At 52.6% G+C, this 23196-nt stretch carries 25 protein-coding genes; 20 read left to right on the top strand and 5 right to left on the bottom strand.

Annotated features, from left to right (window positions below):
• Positions 1-68 precede the first annotated feature (68 nt).
• Positions 69-464 (bottom strand): acyl-CoA thioesterase, encoded by a 396-nt coding sequence (locus AC4ED1_RS05880; RefSeq protein WP_490936645.1) that lies wholly within the window; start codon positions 462-464, stop codon positions 69-71.
• Between the two features lie 185 nt (positions 465-649).
• On the opposite strand from AC4ED1_RS05880, the gene AC4ED1_RS05875 reads away from it, so the two are divergent.
• Both AC4ED1_RS05875 and AC4ED1_RS05870 read left to right on the top strand, forming a co-directional pair.
• Positions 650-997 (top strand): AbrB/MazE/SpoVT family DNA-binding domain-containing protein, encoded by a 348-nt coding sequence (locus AC4ED1_RS05875; RefSeq protein WP_490936643.1) that lies wholly within the window; start codon positions 650-652, stop codon positions 995-997.
• Positions 998-1414, top strand: coding sequence for a type II toxin-antitoxin system VapC family toxin (locus AC4ED1_RS05870; RefSeq protein ID WP_490936641.1), 417 nt, complete (start codon positions 998-1000; stop codon positions 1412-1414).
• A 208-nt stretch (positions 1415-1622) separates the two neighbouring features.
• On the opposite strand, the gene AC4ED1_RS05865 is transcribed toward AC4ED1_RS05870, so the two are convergent.
• From AC4ED1_RS05865 to AC4ED1_RS05855, 3 genes are all read right to left on the bottom strand, one after another.
• Positions 1623-1748: a hypothetical protein gene (locus tag AC4ED1_RS05865; RefSeq protein WP_490936639.1), complete on the bottom strand. Its 126-nt coding sequence runs from the start codon at positions 1746-1748 to the stop codon at positions 1623-1625.
• Positions 1749-1861: 113 nt separating this feature from the next.
• Positions 1862-2941: an isocitrate/isopropylmalate family dehydrogenase gene (locus tag AC4ED1_RS05860; protein ID WP_490936637.1), complete on the bottom strand. Its 1080-nt coding sequence runs from the start codon at positions 2939-2941 to the stop codon at positions 1862-1864.
• A gap of 121 nt (positions 2942-3062) precedes the next feature.
• Entirely contained in the window at positions 3063-3821 is a 759-nt protein-coding gene (locus AC4ED1_RS05855) for an IclR family transcriptional regulator (RefSeq protein ID WP_490936635.1), read from the bottom strand.
• A gap of 154 nt (positions 3822-3975) precedes the next feature.
• Between AC4ED1_RS05855 and AC4ED1_RS05850 the strand changes: the two genes are divergently transcribed.
• The 3 genes from AC4ED1_RS05850 (at position 3976) to AC4ED1_RS05840 (ending at position 7689) form a co-directional block, all read left to right on the top strand.
• A complete protein-coding gene (locus AC4ED1_RS05850; RefSeq protein WP_490936633.1) occupies positions 3976-4920 on the top strand; it encodes an amidase domain-containing protein in 945 nt (314 codons plus the stop codon).
• 172 nt (positions 4921-5092) lie between these two features.
• Positions 5093-6637 (top strand): cobalamin B12-binding domain-containing protein, encoded by a 1545-nt coding sequence (locus tag AC4ED1_RS05845; protein WP_490936631.1) that lies wholly within the window; start codon positions 5093-5095, stop codon positions 6635-6637.
• Positions 6634-7689, top strand: coding sequence for a uroporphyrinogen decarboxylase family protein (locus tag AC4ED1_RS05840; protein ID WP_490936629.1), 1056 nt, complete (start codon positions 6634-6636; stop codon positions 7687-7689). The genes AC4ED1_RS05845 and AC4ED1_RS05840 overlap by 4 nt, the downstream gene beginning before the upstream one ends.
• Positions 7690-7744: 55 nt before the next feature.
• On the opposite strand, the gene AC4ED1_RS05835 is transcribed toward AC4ED1_RS05840, so the two are convergent.
• Positions 7745-8386, bottom strand: coding sequence for a YcnI family copper-binding membrane protein (locus AC4ED1_RS05835; RefSeq protein WP_490936627.1), 642 nt, complete (start codon positions 8384-8386; stop codon positions 7745-7747).
• A 176-nt stretch (positions 8387-8562) separates the two neighbouring features.
• Between AC4ED1_RS05835 and AC4ED1_RS05830 the strand changes: the two genes are divergently transcribed.
• The 15 genes from AC4ED1_RS05830 (at position 8563) to AC4ED1_RS05760 (ending at position 23105) form a co-directional block, all read left to right on the top strand.
• Positions 8563-9396 carry a sensor histidine kinase gene (locus AC4ED1_RS05830; RefSeq protein WP_490936625.1) on the top strand — a complete coding sequence of 278 codons (834 nt, stop codon included), beginning with the start codon at positions 8563-8565 and terminating at the stop codon, positions 9394-9396.
• The gene (locus AC4ED1_RS05825) at positions 9393-10043 is read left to right on the top strand and encodes a response regulator (protein WP_490936623.1); all 651 of its coding nucleotides are present in this window, start codon (positions 9393-9395) and stop codon (positions 10041-10043) included. The genes AC4ED1_RS05830 and AC4ED1_RS05825 overlap by 4 nt, the downstream gene beginning before the upstream one ends.
• A 173-nt stretch (positions 10044-10216) precedes the next feature.
• Positions 10217-10681 carry a GAF domain-containing protein gene (locus AC4ED1_RS05820; RefSeq protein ID WP_490936621.1) on the top strand — a complete coding sequence of 155 codons (465 nt, stop codon included), beginning with the start codon at positions 10217-10219 and terminating at the stop codon, positions 10679-10681.
• A 343-nt stretch (positions 10682-11024) separates the two neighbouring features.
• Positions 11025-12365: a c-type cytochrome gene (locus tag AC4ED1_RS05815; protein ID WP_490936619.1), complete on the top strand. Its 1341-nt coding sequence runs from the start codon at positions 11025-11027 to the stop codon at positions 12363-12365.
• Positions 12366-13418 (top strand): cytochrome ubiquinol oxidase subunit I, encoded by a 1053-nt coding sequence (locus tag AC4ED1_RS05810; RefSeq protein ID WP_490936617.1) that lies wholly within the window; start codon positions 12366-12368, stop codon positions 13416-13418. It begins immediately after the preceding gene.
• A gap of 67 nt (positions 13419-13485) precedes the next feature.
• Positions 13486-14085 carry a DeoR family transcriptional regulator gene (locus AC4ED1_RS05805; protein WP_490936615.1) on the top strand — a complete coding sequence of 200 codons (600 nt, stop codon included), beginning with the start codon at positions 13486-13488 and terminating at the stop codon, positions 14083-14085.
• A 382-nt stretch (positions 14086-14467) separates the two neighbouring features.
• Entirely contained in the window at positions 14468-16102 is a 1635-nt protein-coding gene (locus tag AC4ED1_RS05800) for a cytochrome D1 domain-containing protein (protein ID WP_490936613.1), read from the top strand.
• Positions 16103-16147: 45 nt separating this feature from the next.
• Positions 16148-17308 carry a hypothetical protein gene (locus AC4ED1_RS05795; RefSeq protein WP_490936611.1) on the top strand — a complete coding sequence of 387 codons (1161 nt, stop codon included), beginning with the start codon at positions 16148-16150 and terminating at the stop codon, positions 17306-17308.
• Complete coding sequence (locus AC4ED1_RS05790) at positions 17305-18543, top strand: radical SAM protein (protein WP_490936609.1); 1239 nt, start codon at positions 17305-17307, stop codon at positions 18541-18543. The genes AC4ED1_RS05795 and AC4ED1_RS05790 overlap by 4 nt, the downstream gene beginning before the upstream one ends.
• Complete coding sequence (locus AC4ED1_RS05785; protein WP_490936607.1) at positions 18540-18830, top strand: antibiotic biosynthesis monooxygenase family protein; 291 nt, start codon at positions 18540-18542, stop codon at positions 18828-18830. The genes AC4ED1_RS05790 and AC4ED1_RS05785 overlap by 4 nt, the downstream gene beginning before the upstream one ends.
• Positions 18831-18860: 30 nt before the next feature.
• Positions 18861-19910, top strand: a complete 1050-nt coding sequence (gene ahbA / locus AC4ED1_RS05780) for a siroheme decarboxylase subunit alpha (RefSeq protein ID WP_490936605.1) — start codon at positions 18861-18863, stop codon at positions 19908-19910.
• A gap of 3 nt (positions 19911-19913) precedes the next feature.
• Positions 19914-20330, top strand: coding sequence for a hypothetical protein (locus AC4ED1_RS05775; RefSeq protein ID WP_490936603.1), 417 nt, complete (start codon positions 19914-19916; stop codon positions 20328-20330).
• A 74-nt stretch (positions 20331-20404) separates the two neighbouring features.
• Complete coding sequence (trmL, locus tag AC4ED1_RS05770; RefSeq protein ID WP_490936601.1) at positions 20405-20863, top strand: tRNA (uridine(34)/cytosine(34)/5-carboxymethylaminomethyluridine(34)-2'-O)-methyltransferase TrmL; 459 nt, start codon at positions 20405-20407, stop codon at positions 20861-20863.
• A gap of 14 nt (positions 20864-20877) precedes the next feature.
• Positions 20878-21711, top strand: a complete 834-nt coding sequence (locus AC4ED1_RS05765; RefSeq protein ID WP_490936599.1) for an MTAP family purine nucleoside phosphorylase — start codon at positions 20878-20880, stop codon at positions 21709-21711.
• Between the two features lie 104 nt (positions 21712-21815).
• Positions 21816-23105 carry a helix-turn-helix domain-containing protein gene (locus AC4ED1_RS05760; protein WP_490936597.1) on the top strand — a complete coding sequence of 430 codons (1290 nt, stop codon included), beginning with the start codon at positions 21816-21818 and terminating at the stop codon, positions 23103-23105.
• Positions 23106-23196 lie beyond the last annotated feature (91 nt).

Below are 23196 nucleotides of genomic sequence, written 5' to 3'. Positions count from 1 at the left end.
AGTGACACGGCGCTCTCCCAGACGGTCAAGCGATTTTCAAACGCGATCCGGCTGGATGGAACCGGCGATTACGACGGGAACAGTTTGGCAAGCTCTTCGGGAACGGGGCGGCTTTTGCGCGATTCCGTGTCGATCGTCACGGAGGTGACGGTGGCGTCTGCCGCGAGCTCGCCGTTTTTCTTGAAGATTTCCTGTTTGAGCACGAAACTGGTGCGTCCCAGCTTCTCCGGGCGGGTCTTGACCAGCAAGACGTCCCCCTGGCGGCACTCTTTGCGATAATTGATATTGATGTTGACCGTTACGGTCTGCACGCCCATCGCGAGGAGCCGGTCATAATGCAGATCGTTTTGCTCGTACCATTCTTCCCGGCCCCATTCCAGATATTCGAGATATTTGGCGTTGTTGACGTGTCCGTTGACGTCGATTTCCGTCGAACGGACGATGATTTCAAGCGTGACTTCCATGGAACCCTCCTGCAAGTTTTTGATCCTATTGTAGCATAGGATGGGGGGATTCATAAAAGAGCGGAGCGGAGTGAGTTTCTGATCTGGTTAGAATAAGATTTTTATTTAGATAAGAAATTTATATCAATTTGACTGAATGTTAATGTAAGTATAAAATATACAATAAGAACAAAAGGGGAATAAGCATGTTTTGGAACGCAAAAATGGAAGGAGACATGTTGATGAGTGCGATGGGTTTTGCAGATCACCAACCGAATGGGGTAATTAAGGCAACAAGCCGGGTATCTAGCCGTGGACAAATCGTCATTCCGATTGAAATACGGAAAATTCTAGGTCTCAAAGAGGGGGACGATGTAACATTCATTGTCAATGAAGATGGCGAAATTAAGGTTGAAGTCGTAAAGAAGCAACGCTTATCGGAACTCTTTGGTGTTCTAAAAACAAATAAACCGTTTCAGCCCGTTGATAAAATCCGGAAAGAAGTGCAACGGGATATGGCGGAGAAGGAATTAAAGGACGGGGAGGAAGATTAATTGGTACGGAAACTTTGGATCGATACAAATGTGATCATCCGGATTATTATAGGCGACCCCAAAGTTTTAGTGGAAGAAGCGGAAGAAATGATTCAAAAAGTAGAGGCCGGAGAATTGATTTTGCGCTTAACTCCACTTGTTGTGGCCGAATGTTGCTGGGTGTTGGCATCTTTTTATGAGGCACAACCGGGCGATATTTCCGATGTTTTGCTTAAATTCACGAATAGTATCGGAGTAGAAACGGAAGAAAAATCGGTTGTTCAACAAGCGCTTCGGGATTATGCCGAAAAAAACGTTGATTTCATTGATGCCTATCTCGTAGCACATGCCAAATTGAATCCCCCCGAGGATGTCGTCACTTGGGACAAGCACTTCAAACGATTGAATATAAATCATGACAGGCCTGGAAAGTGGTAGCTTGTGGCACAGAAATGAAAAGCTTTAACAAAAAGCGAGGACCGGAATTTTCTCCGGTCCTTCCTTTTCACCAGCGATCAATAGGTTCCAGGAATGAGCAGAATAAACAGCACAAAGATAATCAGGAATACGACTGCCCAACGGGTAAATCCGCCAAATACTCCGCACATGATGCTCCCTCCTTTACTCTGCCGAAGATGCCGAAACGCTAATAGACCGGAACCGTCTTGCACACAGTGGTTGTAACGGGAATCAAGAGAATGAACAGGACGAAGATGATCAGGAATACGACCGCCCAACGGGTAAAGCCTCCGAATACTCCGATTCCATCCATCATGGCTTCCCTCCTTGTCGTTTGCTACATTTACAGTTAATTCAGGTCGGCCGGTTGTCGTCACGGACAAGTGCCGTAAGTGATCCGTCCATTTTTTTAAGACGGGTGTATCCTTACTGTGCCAACGTGCTCCACACTTCCAGCTTGGTTTTTACCCGCCGGATGACTTCGTCGGTGAATTCCCGGGTTCCGGTGGAACCGCCGAGGTCGGATGTGCGAATCCCGTCGACGATCGCTTCCAGAGTGGATTCATAGATCGCGCGGGATGCGCGGTCCGCTTCTTCGGTTTGGAAGAAGGACAACAGCGCAGCGCCTGCAAGAATCATCGCCATCGGGTTGGCGACGTTTTTCCCGAAGAGGGAAGGAGCGGTTCCGTGCGGGGCTTCCACCATAATCGTGCGCGGCTTGTAATCTTCGTCAAAGGAAATCAAAAGCGATTCGGCCCCGGCGATTGACCCGAACATTTGCAGCACCAGGTCGGATAGGCAGTCCCCGTCGCGGTTGAGGGCGGGAATCACCAGCGGTTCGCCGAAGCTGTTCAACAGCAGCGCGTATGTGGCGTCGATCAACTGAGGTTCGTAGCGGATATCTTTGTTCTTGGCGGCGGCGCGGTCCATCTCTTCTTTCAACATGCCTTCATATACGGGCGAAACGGTGTATTTCGGCCCGCCGAAGACTTTTGCCTTCATCTTGCGTGCTTGAATGAACGCAAACTCGGCAACCCCACGACAGACGCGGCGTGAGATTTTTTCCGTCCGGTAGGCGATCTCCTCAAGTCCTTCACCTTCCCGCCATTCCTTGGCACCGTACGCGCCGTCCACCGCCATCCGCACGACGGAAATCGGGGCGTGGATGCCGGGTAACGGGTTGACGCCGGGAATCCGGCGGCCCGTGCGAATGATCACCGTACCGTCGATTCCCTTGCGCAAAATGGCGTTGGGAGACCCCACATCCTCTGGCGCTTCCGGTGTGATCGTCGCCGCTTTGATGCCGAAGCCGGATTCTTTCATGGCGGCTGCCGCTTCATGCACCACCCGATTGCTGGTGGCCCGGCGATTTTCCAGAGACAGGTCGAAGCGTTTAAAATCAATGCCGAAGCCGATCACGGACGGTTCGAGCACCCGCAGCGCCTCTTCCAGCAGCTCCTGACCTGTTTGATCGCCTTCCATGACCACAACCGTTTTTTTGTCCATTTGGTTTCACCTCAGAATAGATCCTAGAGTTCACGTCCCGCCAGAAAGGATTATTGCCGACACGCGCTAGTGTTTACAATTCCCGAATGGAACTTGCGCCACGGTCCGCGGCGGCAAGCAGCTACCTTGTCAACATCTTGCTAATCAACCTGGCGGTGCGCTGTGCCGCCGGGACGAACCGTTCCACCGCTTCCTTGGAAAAACGGTCAACGGGGCCGGACACGGACAAGGCCGCCACGATCTGTTTGTCGCGTCCGAAGATCGGAACCGCAACGGCGGCCGCTCCGGGTTCCCGCTCCTCGATCGAAACCGCAAACCCGTTTTCCCTGGTTTTGGAAAGTGCCGCTTGAAAATCCCGTTTGGACAGATCTTTCGGCCATGCCGGATCGTTCATCACGTCTTGCACAATGGTCGGATCCGACCAGGCAAGCAGTACTTTGCCCGATGCGCCCACATAAAGCGGCAGCCGCTGTCCGATATTGGCCACGCGGCGGACCGGTTGGTTGCTTTCCACCGCTTGTGTGCGAATCCGTTCTTTGCCGATCCGAATGTACAGCGAAATCGTCTCCCCCACTTCGTCCCGCAGACGGGTCATTTCGGGCACGACAATCGAAGCCAAATCGTCGGACTGGTAGACATTGCTTACGAGTTCGAGTATGGTCCAACCCAACCGGTACTTGTCGGTTTGCGGGTGGCGACGGATAAACCCCTTGCTTTCAAGGGAGGCTAACAAGCGATGCACCGTGCTTTTGTGCAGTCCCACCTTTTTGGCGATATCGCTGAGCCCGAGTTCCATCTCTGTCCCCGAGAAACAGAGCAGGATGTCCAGAGCCCTTTCGACTGCCCGCACAGTCCCTTTTTCTTTGTCCGTGACACACACCCCCTTTTTTCATGTTTCATTATGCGAAACTTTGTTTCATACAATAGCATATCACAGAGGCGAGAAATGATAAATGGGCTTTTTGTCAATTTTGTTCACTCCGCCCCAGGCGGTTGCATATGTTGTGGTAATTCCGATGAAGGGGGGCATGTTCGTGAACTCAGAGTGGCGGCAAGTCATCCGGCAATTTTTCGATGCGAAAAATCGGGCCTGGCTGTCCGGCGATGGGGAGGAAATCACGCAATTTGCGAGCTGGCCGGGCGGTGTGCAAACATGTCTGGAAGACATCCGGGCCTTGCGCCGTTCCGCCGCTGACCGGGGCGTTCATTATGAGAAGAGCCGAACCAATTTAAAAGTCGTGAGCTCTGTTTCCCAGAGAAGCGGGAAGATTCGCGTCGACCTGCTGGAACATCTGATCTGGATCTATAAAGACGGGGAGGAGTTGGAACACCAGGCGAGGCTGCAACCGGTTCGGGTCACGCTTGTCCATGCGGAAGGCGGGTGGAAGATTGAGCGGTACGAGCGGATCGGGGAAAAAGAGGAGCGGAATCTGGTGAAGGGGCAGCTGGATTTTCGTTCGCCTGACGGACCGCCCGGCATGCGGCAAATCCAGTATGACCGGCGGCAGGCCCAGCGGTATGCCGAACTGTGGTGGAACGGCTACAACCCGCAGTACAAGAGGTTTGACGTCGACTGCACCAATTACGTTTCGCAGTGTCTGTACGCAGGCGGGATGCCGATGGCGTACAGCCCGAAAAAAGACCGCGGATGGTGGTACCGAAACCTTGGAGGAAAAGCGGTCTGGAGCCACAGTTGGGCGGTCGCCCACGCTTTGCGGTGGTATCTGGAGGGGGCGGGCCGTGCGACGGCCGTTTCCCGCCCTGAGCAACTGATGGTCGGAGATGTGATCTGTTACGACTGGGACGGGGATGGCAGGTGGCAGCACAATACGTTCGTCGTCGATTACGACCGGAACGGCATGCCGCTCGTTGATGCCCATACGGTGGCAAGCCACCGCCGCTATTGGGATTACAAGGACAGTTACGCATGGACGGAGAAAACAAAATACAGATTTTTCCATATTCACGATGTATTTTAACAACCAGGCCTTTGCCCCCATATGTCACCTATAAAACTCTGAAAATTATAATAAAAATTACGTGATTTTGAGAAGAAAATCAATATAATAGAAACTATAACGCGAATCGTGTCAGTTTGACTCGGACGGATGCTTGCACCGTTGCAGGCAAGTCCGGGAAGGGGTGTAGCGTATGGGGGCTGCAGTAACCAGCGTGCCGGGAGCGGCAGGCGAACTTTTGGGCGGAATCCGCAAGAAATTAGAGAATCAGTTGCGGATCATCTGGTCGCAAGTGAACTATTGCGAAGATTTGGAGACATCGTCGTACGCTTTGTCCGACTACCTGAAAAAAGCGAAGCAAATCTATCTGTCTTATACGTCGAAAGATAATTATGTCACATTGATCGCCGAACAGACCAAACAGCAGATCGAACAGCAAGTGGAGCTTTTCTTCAAAAGTATGGACAAGATTTCGAAGGTTCAGGATTCGTCGCATTTGGCAACCCAGCGGATGAACGACATCAATAGGGAAAACCAAACGATCGCGTCCGAACTGGAAAAAGCGTTTAAACTGCTGGAAAGCGTATCGGGAAAAACGAAGATCCTGGCCATCAACGCCAATATCGAAGCGGCCCGTTTGGGGGCGCAGGGAGCCGCTTTTAAAGTCGTTGCCGGCGAAGTCCAGAAATTGTCCGACGTGACGGGCCTGTCGACGAAGGACATGACGGGAACCACCCAAAAGATCATGAACCAGTCGCAGGAAATGGTGTCGGTTCTGAACGAAAACCAACGGATTCTCGATGAGTCCGTGTCCGAGCTGACAAACGTCCGCAGCGGTTTCGACTCCATGAACAAGGAACTGCAAACGATCGTCAACGAATCGATCACGTTTGACGACGTTTTTCACGAAGTGTTTCAGTTGATCGAAAAAGCGTACATAATGGTGGAATACAACCGGATTTCCTATTCCAACATCAAGAAAACGCTGCTGCAACAGGCAAAGGAAATCGAAGCGACGCTCGCCGAAATCGGGGAGGCGAATGGTGCGAGGGAGATTTACGACAGAAGAACCGCCCGGAATTGGTACGGCGAATTTTACGAAAGCTTTAAAAACGAAAACGTGGCCCAATGTATCGGAATTTTGGAAGACGCGCTGCAACAGGGGGAGGACCCGGCCTATCTCCTGCGAAACGTGCTGGAACGCACTGTCGAAAAAATCGGCAAGGAGCAGATCGAGCGGGACGTGCCGTTGAGCGAAATCTATCTGAACGGGAGAATTATCGAAGAAAGTCTCAATCTTCTGCTGCCCGCCATTTCCGATGCAGGGGAAAAGGAAAGCCTCGGCAAAATCGTGATCGGAAACGCCTTTGGCGATTATCACGCCCTCGGTCGGAAAATCGTCGCCACATTTTTAAAAATGGCGGGATTCGACGTGATCGACCTCGGTCTATCCGTGCCGAACCAGACTTTTGTCGACGCGGTGAAAAAGGAGAAGGCCCAGTTGGTCTGCGTCTCGGCGCTGATTATTCATACGGCCAGGGAGATCGAAAAATTGCGGGAGTTGCTCGACCAAAACGGATTGCGGCACGTGAAGATCCTGGTTGGCGGAGCGCCGTTTAACTTCGAGCCGCGTCTGGTGGAAGAAGTCAAAGCGGACGCGATGGCGGGCAACGGGGTCGAGGCAATTAAAGTGGCGAAAGAAATGTTGGGGATTCTCGGAAAGGCGGGAGCGCAATGAATTCCAAAGAGCGTGTGGTGAAAGCGGTTACGTTCCAACCCGTCGACCGCGTCCCGATCATCCCGGTCGCTTTGATGCAGGGATCGATCGTTTTGAAGCGGCGTTTGCCTGAATATCAACAAGACGGACATCTGCTGGCGGAGGGGCAATTGCGGCTGCTCGAAATGTGGCAGCACGACGCTGTAGTGGGCGTTCCGCACGTTGTGGAGGATCTGGTGCCGTGGGGAAGTCCGTTGACTTATTACGAGAACGGTTCCCCCACTTTGTCGAAGATGGTTATCACCCGGTTTGACCAGATTCCGGAGATTCAGGTTCCCGATCCAACCGATTCGAAAGAAACGAGGGAGACGTTAAAGGCGATTTCGGAGCTTGCCAAGCAAGTGGGCAGCCATACCCCGGTGATCGGTGCCGTGATCGCCCCTTTCAGCCTGCCGAGCATGCTGATGGGCACCGGCAAATGGATGAGCCTCCTGCTGGATGACCCGGACATCCGCGCCAAGTATCTGGATCTCCTGTTGCAAAAATGCAAGCGGTATGCGGTTAACTGGGCGAGGCAGCAGGTCAACGCCGGGGCGGACATTATCGTGTTGGCGGACGGCATGGCCTCGCAGACGGTGATCACCCGCAGTTTGTTTGAGCGATTCGCGCTTCCCATCATCAAGGAAACCGTCAAGGAAATCCCGGTGCCGGTGGTCTATGAAGCGGTCGGCAGCGCCCAGGGCATCCTGGATCTGATTGCCACGTCAGGCGCGCTGGTGGCGATCCTTGATTACAAGGACGACCTGAAGGCGTGTAAGCAGATTGCCAGCGGAAAGATTGCGCTGATGGGGAACTTCAACAACATCGAGATGCTTTACTGGAGTCCGTTGAAAGCCCAACTGGAAGTGAAGAAAGCGATCGAAAAAGCGGCCGACGGTTACGGTTACATTTTGTCTGCCCAGGGACCGGAAATTCCCTATGACGTAAAATTCGAAGTGGTGGAAGCGATGATCAAAGCCGGAAAAACCTTCGGCCGGTATGAAGCGGCGACGAAGATCGGTTCGACCGGATAGAAGGGAAGTGGATCTCGCCCTATTTACGGGGCGAGATCCATCTGTCTTAGCTGGTTTATTGCGCTTTCTTCCGAAACAGACTGATCAAAGCCAGCAACAAAGCCGCTCCGGAGAGGATCAGGGACCATGTATTGTTGGCGGCGGGAGAGTTTGCTACTTTCTTGGGTTCCGCCGTGGTTTCTTTCTTTTCGTCTTGCCCGTGGTTGTGGTTGTTGCCGGTGTCGGCGCTGGAGGCCTCTTTCACCGTAATGACGGGAGCCGGGGTGTTGGATTGAGGATCGCCCGTCCATTCCACGACCGAACCGTCCGTATAGGTCTGGTAAGCTTTCCAGACAAGCGTGCCGGGATCTTTCGGATTTTTGGCGGAAAGGCCGAATTCGATAAATTCGTTTGGCCGAATGCCGCCGTTGGTTGCGATCCAGGTAATCGCTTTCAAGCGGCCGTCCGCATCTTTTTCAAATTCGTAGTTCCAGCCGGGTACGGGAAGCACGTTTCCGACTTTAACGCCCGCTGGGAATTCCAAACGGACTTTGGTCGTATTGATTTCTTTTTCAACGGGCACACGAACGGTATATCGTTCATAAGAGTCCGCTTTCGTTTCTTTCGGCCAGATGGTGACGTGCGCGCTGGCGGTGCCGGCAAAGACCAATAACGATCCGGCAGTCAGAAGTACGGCTGCTGTTTTTTTCAGTTCCACGGAAGTGTCCTCCTTTTGAGTGCGTGGTGGTTTATATTTGTCGCACGATAATATAAATAAATGTATCGGGATTATAGGTTTTTTTGAATGGCCCACAAGGGCCATTTTTGTCTCCGGGGCTATTTTTCGCGTGAAACTATGGGCTATGATAGGAGTAGACAAAGGGGGGTGAAGGCATGTCCTACAGGCAGATCAAGTGGTTGATCATCATTGTCCCGATGTTGACGATCGAATTGTGGGAATTTATCCGGCATGAATATTTGTATCCGTATCTGTCGATGGAGGCGGGCAACTATTTGTCGGCTTTCGTTGTGTTGGCCGTTACTTTATTGCTGACGATGAGATTGTTTGCGCGGATGGAAACGATGCAAGAGGAACTCAACCGGGAGCGGGCCGACAAGGCAATCCTGCTGGAAAGGGAGAGAATCGCCCGTCAACTGCATGACGGAATCGCGCAGTCCCTTTTTTTGCTGTCGGTCAAAATGCACAAAATGGAAGGAGAAAACCCCGCTTTAAAAAACGAGAGTTTCCAAGGGCTGAAGGAGACGATCCGGCGCGTTCACGACGACGTGAGGCAGGCGATTTCCAATTTGCGCTATCCTCCTTCGCCGGCGGCTTCCTCCGCTTGGAGCGAAACGGTGAAGGGGTTGCTCTCCGAGTTTGAGAAGGATACCGGCGTAAAGGTCTCGTCGTGGTGGGAACTGGAGGAAAAGGCGCTGTCCCCGAAGGATAAAATCGAGATCTTCGCCTGTCTGCGGGAAGCTCTGATGAACGTCCGCAAACACGCGCAGGCGCAGCATGTAAGCATCCGTTTGGTTCCGGAAAAAAACGGCTGGCGTCTGACGGTGGAAGACAACGGCCGGGGATTTGACGGGGACCCTTTTCGCCATCCCGACCGGTTTGGTCTTCGCATGATGCGGGAACGCGCGGAAGAAATGGGCTGGCATTTCCAAATTGAGCGGAGCGGCGGGTTGACACGGATTACAATCAGGAAGGAGAATCGCCGATGAAAGGGCCTTTTCGGGTGTTGATCGCGGATGATCACACGCATGCCAGAGAGGGAATCCGCGAAATTGTAGACAGCGATCCGGAATTCGAGATCGTCGGGGAAGCGCAGAACGGGCTGCAGGCGTACGAACTGACGGAACAATTGATGCCGGATCTGATTTTGATGGACATTAACATGCCGGTCATGAACGGACTGGAAGCGACAAAGTTGATCAAAGAGCGGTACCCGTATGTCAAGATTGTGATGATCACAGTTTCGGACGACATTGCCGACTTGTTTGAAGCGTTGAAAAAAGGCGCGCAGGGGTATTTGCTGAAAAACCTCGACCCCTCCGCCTGGATCGACTACCTGAAAGCGGTGGCTGTCGATGAGGCGCCGATGTCGCGGGAATTGGCGGTGCGCCTGCTGAACGAATTCAGCCAGCGGGAACGCGCCGTCCAGAAAAAGACCCCGCTGTCCGCCCGCGAACAGGAAATCTTAGAGTGGGTGGCCACGGGACATACGAACCGGGAAATTGCGGAAGGACTCAATATTTCGGAAAACACCGTGAAAAACCATTTGAAAAACATCATGCAAAAGCTTCACCTGGAGAACCGCGTTCAACTGACAAGCTATGCGTACGAACAGGGGTGGATTCAGAAAAAATAAAATCCAAAATAGCCCGGATGGGGCATTCCCTGCTGCCGGCTTCCCTGATATAGTGAGCGTGTGTGGTTTTTTGAATATACACCGCAAAAAGGCTTACCCGTCATCCTCCAATTTCGGTAGGCCTTTTTGCATCTTTTGGGTTCAAGCACTTGACCGGCATGGGGGCATAACCGATGGAAGCTCTGCATGTAAATATCGAGGTGAGCCTGAGCGAACTCAGGCGTTTGATTATCGCCGACTACTGCGCCTTGGCTTTAGTCGGATGCGGCGAACCTCTGATTCGCTGGAAATATGTTTCCGGCAATTTGAACAACCGGCATAAGCGGATTGTCTTGCGCTTGGGCGAAGGGATTGCCGGCCGGGTGGTGGATTCCGGGCGGCCGGTGGTATTGGATTTCTTTTCGCCCCAAACGGGGGAAGACCTGCAGAAAGACCCGATTGTCTTGTCGGAAAGTTTAAAATCGGTCGTTGCCGTTCCCGTTATGAATCATAACGAGGTTATGGGAGTCTTGCTGGTCGGCTGTCGATATACCCGTTTTTTTCGGAATGAAGAGATCGAACTCGTCATGGACGTGGCGGAACAACTCGGAACGATGGTACAGCAGCAAAAAAGGGGAGACAGAATCTGGTGGAGGTAAACTCCGGTTCAGGTGAGGGGCCGTTTAAAACGGCTCCTTTTTTGTCGATTTTTATCGTTTTGTTCAATATTTTGCCACACCGTTGTCACCGGCTTGCAACGGAGCGATCAGGAATTTGCAACTTTAATTTCAGCGATTTGTAAAATCCAAATCGTTAATTTGTAACATTGAATTTGCAAGAATTCGTTTATCATAAAGGTGTATTTGGTGTTTTTGTTTGTTATATTCAATCAAAATCCATCATTCGGGAGGTGGGGGTTCTTGATGGCCCAATAACCAGTTGGAGTGAGTGGAAAAATCGATTCTATCCGCAACAAGAGTAACGGAATAGGAGGAGAAACTTATGGAATTTCCAAGCGTGGAATTCCCCTGGCTGGGTTCGGGAACCGTGGTTGCAATCATTGCCATACTTCATGTGGTAATCAACCATGCATTTGCCATCGGCGGATCGGTCCTGATGGTAGCATTGGAATACAAAGGCTGGAAACGCAATAAACCGGGCTTGGATCAGGTTGCCCGCAAAATGAGCAAGTGGATTTTAATCATCACCACTACTGCCGGAGCGTTGACAGGGGTGGGGATCTGGTTTTCGACCACTGTGATCCAGCCCTATGCGATCGGGTCGCTGCTTCGCGTCTTTTTCTGGGCCTGGTTTACGGAATGGATCGTGTTTGTCACGGAAGTGTCTTTGTTGTTGCTGTATTTTTATACATGGGACAAATGGACGGGGCGCAAGAAAATATGGCATATCCGGACAGGGATTGCCTTGTCGGTCGCCTCTTGGTTGACGATGGCCATCATCACGGCCGTATTGGCCGCCATGTTGACGCCCGGACAATGGATTGAAACCCGTTCCTTCTGGGATGCAGTGGCAAATCCGACGTGGCTGCCGTCGCTCTTGTTCCGTACCTTTGTGGCAATTGCACTGGCGGTAGCGTTGTTTACTCCGTTCATCAAAAAATTTGCCGTGGATGAATCTGTAAAATCCGCCGTTTTGAAAGATTTCGGCAAGTGGATGCTCGTTTCGATTTGCTTTATGCTGCCGTTTGGCGCCTGGTATGTGTCGAACCTGCCGGAAAAAGCGTTGAACCTCATTGTCTGGGCTTCCGGTCTGCAGGGCAAAGAACTCTGGTTCCAGGTCATCAATTTCTCGGCTCTTGTCATCATGCTGATCATGGCGATCTGGCTGGTTAGCCGGCCGCAAAAAATCCCGTTTGTGGCAAGCGCTCTCGTGGCGTTCGTTTCAATCGGACTGATCGGAGAATTTGAAATGGTGCGGGAAACGATCCGCAAACCGTATGTAATTTACGATTACATGTATGCAAACGGAATCCGGGTCAATCAAGTGGAACAATTCCAAAAAGAAGGGTTTCTGGCCAACTCCAAATGGCTGGGCGTAAAGGAAGTGACGGCCGAAAACATGGACGAGGCGGGGAAAGCTCTGTTTAAAGCGCAGTGTACGGCTTGCCACACCATTGACGGATGGAGAAGCAAACGGGCTTTTGCCAACCGGATTCAAAACTGGAACGCGGAACAGTTGGACAGTTATATCAAAAACCTTCATGACGCGCGTTATTTCATGCCGCCTTTTGCCGGTACGGATGAAGAGCGCAAAGCATTGGCCGAATACCTTGCAAAAGCGTCAAAAGGTTCACAAGGCGAACTGGCAGGAGAGGGGAAGTGATTGAACGTGATAACAGCGCAGTCGATACCGGTTCCCGGGGAGTTGGAGCTTGCCATTCCGGGCGATGTTGGATTTTTTAAAGTTCTGCTCGTTGTCAGTTTCATCCTGCATATTGTATTTGTCAATTTGACCGTGGCCGGCGGAATATTGGCTGTTTTCAACGAGTGGCGGGGAATGCGGACGGGGAAAGAACAGTATGATCGTCTGGCCAGGGAATTGTCCGTACAGACCTCCACCCACAAAAGTCTGGCTGTTGTTCTCGGGGTGGCGCCCCTGTTGATTGTAAGCGTAATCTATACAAGATTTTTCTACGTGTCCACGATCCTGGTGGGGAAAGCGTGGCTGATGCTGATTGTGATTATCACAATCGCGTTCCTGCTGCTTTATGTCTATAAATTTACTTGGGATCGCTGGATGGGGAAAAAAGGATTGCACCTGTTTTTTGGCGTGAGCGGGACACTGCTTTTGCTCTACGTTCCCCTGGTGTTTCTGACCAATATCTCCGCGATGCTGCAGCCTGAACTCTGGGTGGAAGGGCAAAGCATTTTTGCCGCCTCCTTCCATTATCCCACCGTATGGCAAAGGTATCTGCATTTTCTGTTTGCCACTCTGGCAATCATGGGGTTATATCTGGTATTGTTGGGGAACAGACGGAGCAAACGGGCGGATCACAATGCCGAAGATTCGAGAATGCTGATCGATTTCGGGAAACAGGTGGCGTTTCTTTTTACCACTTTGCAGGTTGTTGCCGGGCCGATTCTGTTTTTCAGCTTAAAGGGGCAGGTGCGGCAGGGATTCCTGGGAGGGTCCGCTTTGCAGACTGTTCTGCTGTCTGTTGCGCTTTTGCTGGCGATCGGGCTGATCGTCACCCTGTACCTGTACAAGAAAAAGGAATCGGTATCCCTGCTGCGCGGCGCCTTGGCGTTGTTGATCCTGGTGGCGGGGGCTATGGGCTGGCTCCGGCACGAGGTGCGGGATGCCTATCTTAAACCCTATCAGGCGGCGAAAACACAGGCGGCGGAAACTATTGAACCTGCGGCGGAAAAAATATAAACTGTCATCGGGTGGAGTGATTGCGGTTTGCCGCAATGCGCCGAAAATAACGGACGGGTGAAAAAATATGCTTCCCCAGGAACGGCAGGAAAGAATAAAAGAGTTGATTCAGTCCCGGCACAACCTGAAAATTTCCGAACTGAGCGAATTGCTCGGTGTATCGGAGATGACCATCCATCGGGATATCAGGCCATTGGTGGAAAAAGGGATTGTGATGAAGACTTTTGGCGGAATCGCTCTTGTGCGGAAGGAGCCTGTAAACGGGGCGGACAGCAATGTGTGCGTATTTTGTTATCGCAAAATCGATGACAGACTGGCGTACCGGCTGATCCTGCCCAACAACAGGGTCGAGTGCGCCTGCTGCGGCCATTGCGGCCTGCTGCGTCACCGGCAGTTGAAGGACCGGGTGATCCAGGCGATTTGTTACGATTTCTTTTCTCACACAACCGTCAGCGCGCCACTGGCGTGGTTTGTCATGGACACAAAAGTCGATATCCATTGTTGTCAACCGCAGGTTCTCATCTTTGAAAGAAAGGACTATGCGGAAGGATTTGTCAGGGGCTTTGGCGGGGCCGTGCTGTCGTTTGCCGAAGCGATGGAAAAAGTCCACAAACAGACAGAAAGCGATGGCGGCGGAAGCTGCAAGGCGTGCGGGAGGCGCAATTAAAAATATCCTCACTTTGCGGGGCACCGGATTAGACGGTTGCCCCGTTATTTTTTTGAAAACGAAGAAAAATAAGAATTTATTTATTTGGAAATGGGATCGATTCGCAAAATGTCTGTCAATCCAAACGAAGTGGCAGCTTTATGAACGTTTCCAATCCAGTGAATTTTGTCACAGTGCTGATCTTGCCCCTGTCATAAAAAGGAGGTAGAACTGGCAATCTTTCTCAAACACGTCCAGGAAACGCCGATTGATCTCCAGCAATTGTTTTCAAAAAATCGATTTCCAGCCAAGACAAGGAGGTGAAGTCCGCAGAAAAACAATCGCCGCCCATCAGGAAAACGGGAAGGTCCAAAAAATTCAATACGGGAAAGGAGAATGCGAGATGGCCTTTTTTCGGAAGAAAAAAGCGTGTCTGCTGGCTGTGTCGCTTCTGACAGCGGTCGCCCTTTTGGGTGGATGCACGAATTCCGCGTCAGTTCCGTCATCCAGTCCGAAACCGCAGCCGGCAGCCAATGGCAGCGGGTCTGTCGAACAGCAAGTGGCAAAAGTCTTTATGGACACGTGCAGCGGTTGTCACGGCCCGACCCGTCAAGGCGCTTTGGGGCCGGCCTTGACCCCTGACAAGCTGGAAAAACTCTCCAAAGAGGACCTGATCAAAACCATTAGCGACGGCCGGCCAGGAACCTCCATGATAGGTTACAAAAACCAATTAAGCCCGGAGATAATCAGTTCACTGGCGGAATACCTCAAGGCTCCCGTCGACAATTCGGGAGTGAAGTGGACCCTTGAAGACGCCAAGAAAAGCCTGACGGTCGAAAACGATGAAAAAACCCTGCCCGAAAAACCGGAGAAATACGATGTCGATCCGAAAGAACTGATGGTCGCCATGGAGCGCGAAACCCAAAAATATTTTGTCATGGACGGCAAAAACCACAAGGCGATCGGTCACATCCCCGCTTCCTACAGAACGCACACCGTCAGCTTTAACCCGAAAAACCCCCGCTACATGTACGGGATCGGCCGGGACGGATGGTTATACAAAGACGATTTGTACAGCCTGAAAGTCGTTCGCAAAGTGCGGGTAGGCCTTGATTCCCGCGGTGTGGCGGTTTCGGACGACGGCAAATGGGTGGCTGTAAGCAATTATTTGCCGGGGAGTATCATGATTTTAAACGCGGATACTTTGGAACCCGCCAAAGTAATTCCGACTTACGGGGTCGATCCGGACGGAAATATGGTGAATTCCAGGGCGGCGGCGCTGCTCGATACGCCGGCAAAGCCGTACTTTGTCGCCGCGTTGAAAGAAGCCGGACACGTTTGGCTGATCGACTGGTCGGCAACCGATAAGAACGGAAATAACACGTTCCCGATTGTGGCGGACATTCCCAATGTGGGACGCATCCTGCACGATGGGTTCGAGACGGAAGACGGCAAATATTTCATGATCGCTTCCCAAGCGGACAACCATGTTGCCGTCATCGACATCACGGAGGGCAAGCTGACGGCCAAGATTCCGACGGGAGAAAAACCGCATCCGGGTCCCGGCGCAATCTGGAAAACCAAAGACGGACGCTGGCTTGCCGCAACCCCGTCTATCGGCGACGGCGTGATTACGATCTGGGATACAAAGACTTGGAAGGTTGTAAAAGAAATCAAGACCCCGGGTCCCGGCTTGTTTATCCGCTCGCATCCGAACAGTCAATACGTCTGGGCAGACGTTGTGTTTAAAGGGAAAGACGGTTCCGACAACCGGGAGGATGTTGTGGTTTTTGACAAGGACACTTTGGAACCGGTGACGAAAGGCGCCGCAAAAGACGGAATCATCAAAGCGGGACCCGTCTCGGTTCACCCGGAATTCAACCGCGACGGCTCCGCAGTTTATGTTTCCCTGTGGGAAGGCAAAGCCGTCAAGGTATACGATGCAAAAACGCTGGAGGAAATCACCACCATCACCGGAACCGAAACGCCGACCGGCATCTTTAACGTCGGTGTCCGACTGGAAGAGCCGGGCGTTTAAAAATTACATGGCGGCAAGGGAATGTGAAACCGGAGGTCATGAGAGATGTCCAGATCTGCCATCACCGTTGCAGGCCGGGTCGGCCCCCTGATGTTTGTCAAAAACGCCGGCGATACCGGCTTTGCCGTGATCGATACAACACGGGAAACCTTGATCAAGCGGGTCGGAACGGGAGATTATCCGCATAAAGCGACTTTTCATCCCAATGGGCGCTGGGCTTACTTGTCGTTTATCGCCAGTTCCTCAATGGAAGTGGTGGACATGGAAACACTTGAGACGGTTTATACGGAAAGGGGCTTGCCGAAAGGAAGCGTCGGCGTCGCGTTAAGCCGGGACGGGAGATACCTGTTTGCAGGGAGTTACGGGGAGTTGCCCGGCAAAAAAATGGCCGGCATCACAGTGTTCGACACCGGGTGGGGAGAGACCCCGCAACTGAAACGGATCGCAGAAGTCCCTCTCGGAAAATGCGGCGGGCTTGTTGTGGATGCCAAAAACGATCTCTGGGTGGCGGTTACCGGCGAACATAAAATCGCGAGGATCGAATGCCGCCCCCCTTTTACGGTCAAACAGGAGATTCCGACAGGCAGGGAACCGCACGATCTCGTGTACAGCAAAGAACTGCAAGTCCTTCAGGTTAACAATGCGGCTGAACGGTACGCGACTTTCATCGACACACTCGGCAACCGTGTGATTGGAAACGTCCCGTGCGGATTCAACCCCCACGGCGGTAAATTTGTACTGACCGACGGTTCCGTCCAGTGCTTCATCCCTTCCCGCAAGGAAAACACGTTGGCTGTGATCGATGTGGGGAAACTACTCGCGGGAAGGGAAAGCGGGAAACCGGTGGAACAAGCCTTGCTCGCCATGATCGATATCGGCACGCCGCAAGGGTTTGTCGATGCGACGAAAGACGGCCGCTATGTCATTGTCGACGCTTATAAAACCGATTTTGTCACGATAGTGGATACGAAAACCCGAAAGGCGGTCCGCCGCATTGCGGTCGGCAATAAGCCGATGCATCCGCAGGTGACCCATGACGGGGCAAAGTGTTTTGTCGCCGGCATGGGGGAAGGCACAGTGACTGCACTTGACATCCGGGCTTTGTACGACCGCGATCCGGACGGAGTTTTCATCCGGACCACGATTGAAAATGTGGGTGTCAAACCGTCGGGCAACTTTTTCAGTTACAGGGGGTACCTCTTATGATCGACGTGACGAGATTGGTGGCTGGAATCGATAACAGACCCCCCGAACTGAAATACGAAACCGCTGCGAACCGGAAGGCACGCAAACCCCATCCCGCCGGAAAACCTGACCTGGTTCCGCTGGTGGAATGGAATACAACCGGTCAATGCAATCTTGCTTGCATGCATTGCTACTACGGGGCGGTCAAGGAACCGCTGTCCGGAGAACTTACGCATCAACAGGCCAGGGATTTGATCGATCATCTGGCGGAAATGGGAATCCCGGTGCTGGTGTTTTCCGGCGGCGAGCCGCTATTGCGGAAAGATTTGTTTGCGCTTGGTGAGTACGCCAACCGGAAGGGAATCCGGCCGGTGATCAGTTCAAACGGCACGCTGTTTTCCGCCGAAAAAGCACGGGAAGCAAAAGCCGCCGGATTCAGGTACGTCGGTGTCAGTCTGGACGGGATTGGCGAGACGGACAATTTTTTCCGGGGCGGCAAAACCGCCTTTGACAACGCGTTAAAGGGAATTCGCAATCTTGTGGCCGAGGGAATGCCGGTAGGCTTGCGTTTCACCATGACCAGGCACACGATCGGCGATTTGCCGAAAATATTCGATTTGGCGATCGCGGAAGGAGTCAGTCGCATCAATATTTTCCATTTGATTTACTCCGGTCGGGGAAAAGACCTGTCCGGCGAAGACCTGCCCTTTGAACAAACCAAAAAAGCGCTTGATTATATCTACGAAAAAACGAAACAGCTTGCAAAAACACACCCTCATTTTCAGGTTTTGACCGCCGGCAATTATTGCGACGCTCCGTATTTTTACTTCAAAATCGCACGCGACAACCCCGCTTGGGCGCCGGAAGCCTATCGTTTGCTGTTTGCGAAGGATGCAGGCAGGGTCGTAAAGATGGGCGACGGCGGACCGAAACTCGTCAGCATTGACCACGCGGGAAACGTTCATCCGAGCATGTTTTTGCCGCAGTACAGTTTCGGCAACGTCAAAGAGCAGCCCCTTGCCGGGATTTTGGCGGAGTCGGAACTGTTCGCCCGGCTGAGCTATCCCGAAGCCCACGTGACCGGCCGCTGCAGCCGCTGCAGATGGCTTTCCGTGTGCGGCGGAAATTCCAGAGCGAGAGCCGATGCTTATTACAACGATTTGTGGGCGCCCGATCCCCGCTGCTACTTGACGGACGAGGAAATCAGCCTGACGGGCGACTTTCACATCAATGAACCTGGGGGGACGGGCGGATGATCGTTGCAACTTTTCGCATCCGGGTACCGAAAGAACGGGCGTCCGTTTTTGAAAAAAGTTTCCTGCAACGTCCGAAATTGGTGGATCAGGCGCGGGGTTTCGTCTCCTTCAGACTGTTGAAGTCCGTCACCGGAGAGATTCCGGAATACGTTCTCATGACGGAATGGGAATCGGAAGAGGATCACAAAAACTGGGTGGAAAGCCTGGAACACGCGAAGGTCCATCGTCCGCACAGAGCACCTCTTGCGGACGGCGTAACGGAAATCTTTGAAGTGATCAGCCGGTAAGCAGATTGCCGTGAAACAGGGGGAAGCCCGATGCTTGCAGAAACTTTGGATTTTGTAGACAAACAACTGCTCAACATTCTGCAAAGAAATATACCGCTGGTGGAACGGCCCTATCAGGCGGTTGCCCGCCAACTGGGCCTCGGTGAAGATGAGGTTTTGCGCCGGATACGGCGGATGAAAGGAGGGATCATTCGCCAGATCTCGGCCATATTTGACACGATTTCGCTGGGATATTCGTCCAGTTTGGTGGCGGCAAAAGTCAGGCCGGAATCTCTGGACGAGGCCGCCCGTCTGATTAACACACATCCCGGGATCACGCACAACTATGTACGGAATCACGATTATAACCTGTGGTTCACGATCGCCGTGCCCCCTGACAGCAAACTGGGTCTCAAAAAGACAATCGAATTGATCGGGGAAAAGGCGCCCGGCGTGGAGTCCGTTTTGCCGCTTCCCACGCTCAAAATGTTTAAAATCGGCGTTTTCTTCGATATGGAAAAGCCGGTGGACCTGACGAAAGAAGTGCCAGTCTACAGCGAAAAAAACAGGCGCTCCGGCGAAAAGGAGCTTACCGAGTGCGACATTCGCGTCATTCGGGAACTGCAAAAGGATTTGAGTGTAGAATCCAGGCCGTTTGACCGGTTGGCGCAGCAAGCGGGCGTGACGGTCGACGAACTGCTGGAAACGGCGGAACGCCTTCGACAGACGGGCCGGATGCGCCGCTTTGCCGCTGTGTTGCACCATCGCAAAGCGGGATTTGTCGCAAATGGCATGGGCGTATGGAGCGTACCGGCGGAAAAAGCTGAAGAGACCGGAACGCTGATGGCCTCTTTTAAGGCGGTAACCCATTGCTATTTAAGGCCCGTTTATGGCGACTGGCCCTATAACATCTTTACGATGGTGCATGCAAGAAGCCGGGAGGAATGCGAGGAGATTTTAAAAGGGATCGGGAAAGAGACCGGCATCACGGACCGGGATGTGCTTTATTCCGTAAAACAATACAAGAAACAGCGCCTTCTTTACTTTACCCCCGGGATTGAACAATGGGAAAATGAAATGCTGCGCACAGTTCCAAAGTGAACTGTGCTTTCTTTAAGACGCGTAGCGAAAGACAAACCGGGACAGATCAACCCCAACATGCCCGCGTATCAGATCATCGATTTCGACAAGGGGATGCATCATTGGCATTTGATGCTCAACTGCCGGGATCTCGTGTCCAATGAGGCTATGGAAGCGGTTCGCCGTCCGATGGGACCGCTTGTTGACTTGTACTATATCTGGAGCAACAAGCCTATTTACGATGCCGCCAGGATTCAGGTGCCCGTGCTTGTTATTCGCGGCGACGGAGATTTTTTTGCCGAATCCGGTTTTCTGAACAAATTGACCGGGACCGCAAACAAAAAAGAAGTTGTCATCCGGGACGCGACGCACTGGGTGCTGTACGAAAAACACCGCGACCAATTGTTGAGCGAAACGGATAAATTTCTTTCGGGCAATTAGATCCGAGGGGGTATTTTTCTTTATCTTGCATCCTTTTCCGGGATTCGGTACTCTTGGAAAAGGAGGTCCGGACTATGCACATCGTACTTGTTGAACCCGAAATTCCGGCCAATACGGGAAATATCTCGCGGACATGCGCCGCCACAGGGATTACTCTGCATCTTGTCCGTCCGCTCGGCTTCTCGACGGATGACCGGCAATTGAAGCGGGCGGGGCTTGATTATTGGCATTTGCTTGAATTGCATTATCATGACAGTTTTGCGGAACTGCAGGCCAAGTACCCGCAGGGGCGCTTTTTTTACGCGTCGACAAAAGGCAGAAAACGGTACACCGATTTTACATACCGGAAGGATGACTTTTTTGTCTTTGGCAAAGAGACGAAGGGCCTGCCGGACGATCTGATTCAGGCGAATCTCGACACCTGCATCCGGATTCCGCTCATCGAAGGGGCCCGGTCGTTAAACTTGTCCAACGCGGTGGCGATCGTCGTGTACGAAGCGCTGCGGCAACTGGAATTTCCGAATTTAAAATAACGGGAGAGACGGTCATGGCAGTGAAAGAAATACCGCAAACCCCCTATGCGATCATAGGCGGATCCGGCACGTTTTCGATCCGGTTCCCGGAGGACCTGGAACTGGAAGATTGCGAAGTGCTGGCGGACGGCCTGGAATTTGAAACACCTTACGGGACAAGTCCCGTTTTTAAACTGTTTCGCCTGGGGGATAAAGAGGTTCTGACTCTGAAAATGCACGGGTGGCGGCCCAACGTCGTCACCCGTGGCGTTGCTTCCCAGCAACTGTTTTGGGTCCTGCAGCAGGCCGGAGTGAAAAAGATTTACGCGGAAGGTGGAGTGGGAGCGATCAACCATCTCCTACGGCCCCGTGACATCGTTGTCCCGACAGATTATATCGATCACTCGATGCGGGTCGATGTGAGTCTTGGCGGGCCGTATCTCCTGATCATGCGGCAACCGACTTGTCCGCACGGGCGGCGGCGGTTGGTGCGGGTGGCGGAAAATGGAAAGCTTGGGCGCGTGTTCGACCGGGCGATTTATGCGAACACAGACGGGCGGCACTTTGAATCGGTGGCGGAAGTCCAGGCGTTGAAAATCGCCGGCGCCGACGTCGTCGGACAAAGCATGTGTCCGGAAGTCTATCTGGCCCGCGAGATTGGAGCCTGCTACGCGCGGCTCGATCTGGTCGTCAATTACGCCGAAGGGGTCGTCAAAGACTGGGAGCACACCGAGTTGAAAGAGATTTTTTATTCCGAATCGAAGGCGATCGGCAGGATACTACTCGAAGCGATGCGGGAAACTCCGGTGCAGGAAGACTGCGGCTGCAGTGAACTGCGCAAAGACACGCTGTTGAAACAACCGGAATAGCGGCGTCAATGCAAGCTTTTTTGTTTGGGAGTCAAGCTGTATAAAATCAATTAACCCCGTTAATACTGCCAAATAAAGTTCAGTTTATGAAAGCGGGGATCTTGATGACCAAAACACTCGGACAAAAAATCCGCGAGCTCCGTTTGCAAAAGGGGCTCACCCAAGGCGACCTGGGTGGCGGAAAAGTGACGCCCAGCATGATCTCGCAGATCGAGGCCGACAAAGCGAATCCGTCCCACCGGTTGCTGAAATGGATTTCCGACCAGTTGGAAACGCCGATCGAATATTTTTTGACGGATATGCAGCTGCAAAGCGAGAAAATCAGCTCCGTTCGCTTCGCGAAAGCGCTACTGGAAGCGGGGGAACCGGGACAGGCGATTCCGATTCTGGAACAATTGGCCGACGGGCAATCGCTGCCGATGCACCAGCAGGAAATCCAACGCGATTTGGCCATATGCTACCGCAGTGTGGGACGGTTGGAAGAAGCGTCCCGTCTGCTGGAAGAAATTTTCTCCCAGGCCTTGGCGAAGCGCGATACATCCGCGATGGTACAAATTCTGAAAGAACTGGGGCGTATTGAACGGGAGCGCCACAACTATCCGTTGGCTGTCTACCATTGGAACCGCGCAAACCACTTGTTGGAAGAGGCGGATCACCCGAACCCGCATGAATGGGCGGAGCTGCTGCGGGATCTTGGCGATTTGCATCACTACCTCGGGGAGTTGGCAGCGGCGAAAGCCGCTTATGAAAAAGCGATGACCCTCTTGTCCGGCTCGTCCGATTTGAAAGGCATCGCCGGCGTTTACCTCAATCTGAGCCGTTTGTACCGGGAAATGGGAGAGTATGAGAAAGCGTCCGATTTTGCCGAGCATGCGTTAAGCATCAACAAAAGCCTGAACAACCTGAAGCTGTCGATTCAGATTCGGGAAACCTCTGCGGCATTAAAGGCGGAAGCGGGACAGACTGCGGAGGCGGTTGCAATTCTGCAGGAATGCCTGGCGGAATGCGAAAAATTCGGTTTTGGCGAGATTGTGGCTTCCGTTCACGGCGCCTTGTCCACCACCTATTTGAAAGAGCGGAAATTGGACCTGGCCAAACATCATTGTCAACTCGCTTTGGAGAAAGCGGCGGACGACGCACAGCGGGCCGCTTTTTATCGAACTTGGGCAAAGACCGCCAAAGAACAGGGGCAAATCGAGGAAGCGATGGAAGCCGCCCGCAAGTCGGTCGATTTTTTCTCGCAAATCAATCTGCCCCGCGACCTGGCTGACTCCTATTCACTGCTTGGCGAACTTTACAAGGCAAAGGGAGATCTTCCAGGAGCGCTGCAAGCCCTTGAAAATATGCGAACCGCACTGGAAACCAACCTGAGAGAACGGGGGATCGTGTTATAATCGGTCTTTCATCACTGGACGAGCTCCTTTTGAAAAAGCTATATTTAAGGAAACTCCGCTAAGAGCGTCGTCGTCCATGCGTCGTCGGATA

This window comes from Effusibacillus sp. SKA8, from assembly GCF_058273125.1.
Note: the sequence above shows the minus strand (reverse complement) of the source record. Positions and strands in the feature narration are given on the sequence as shown.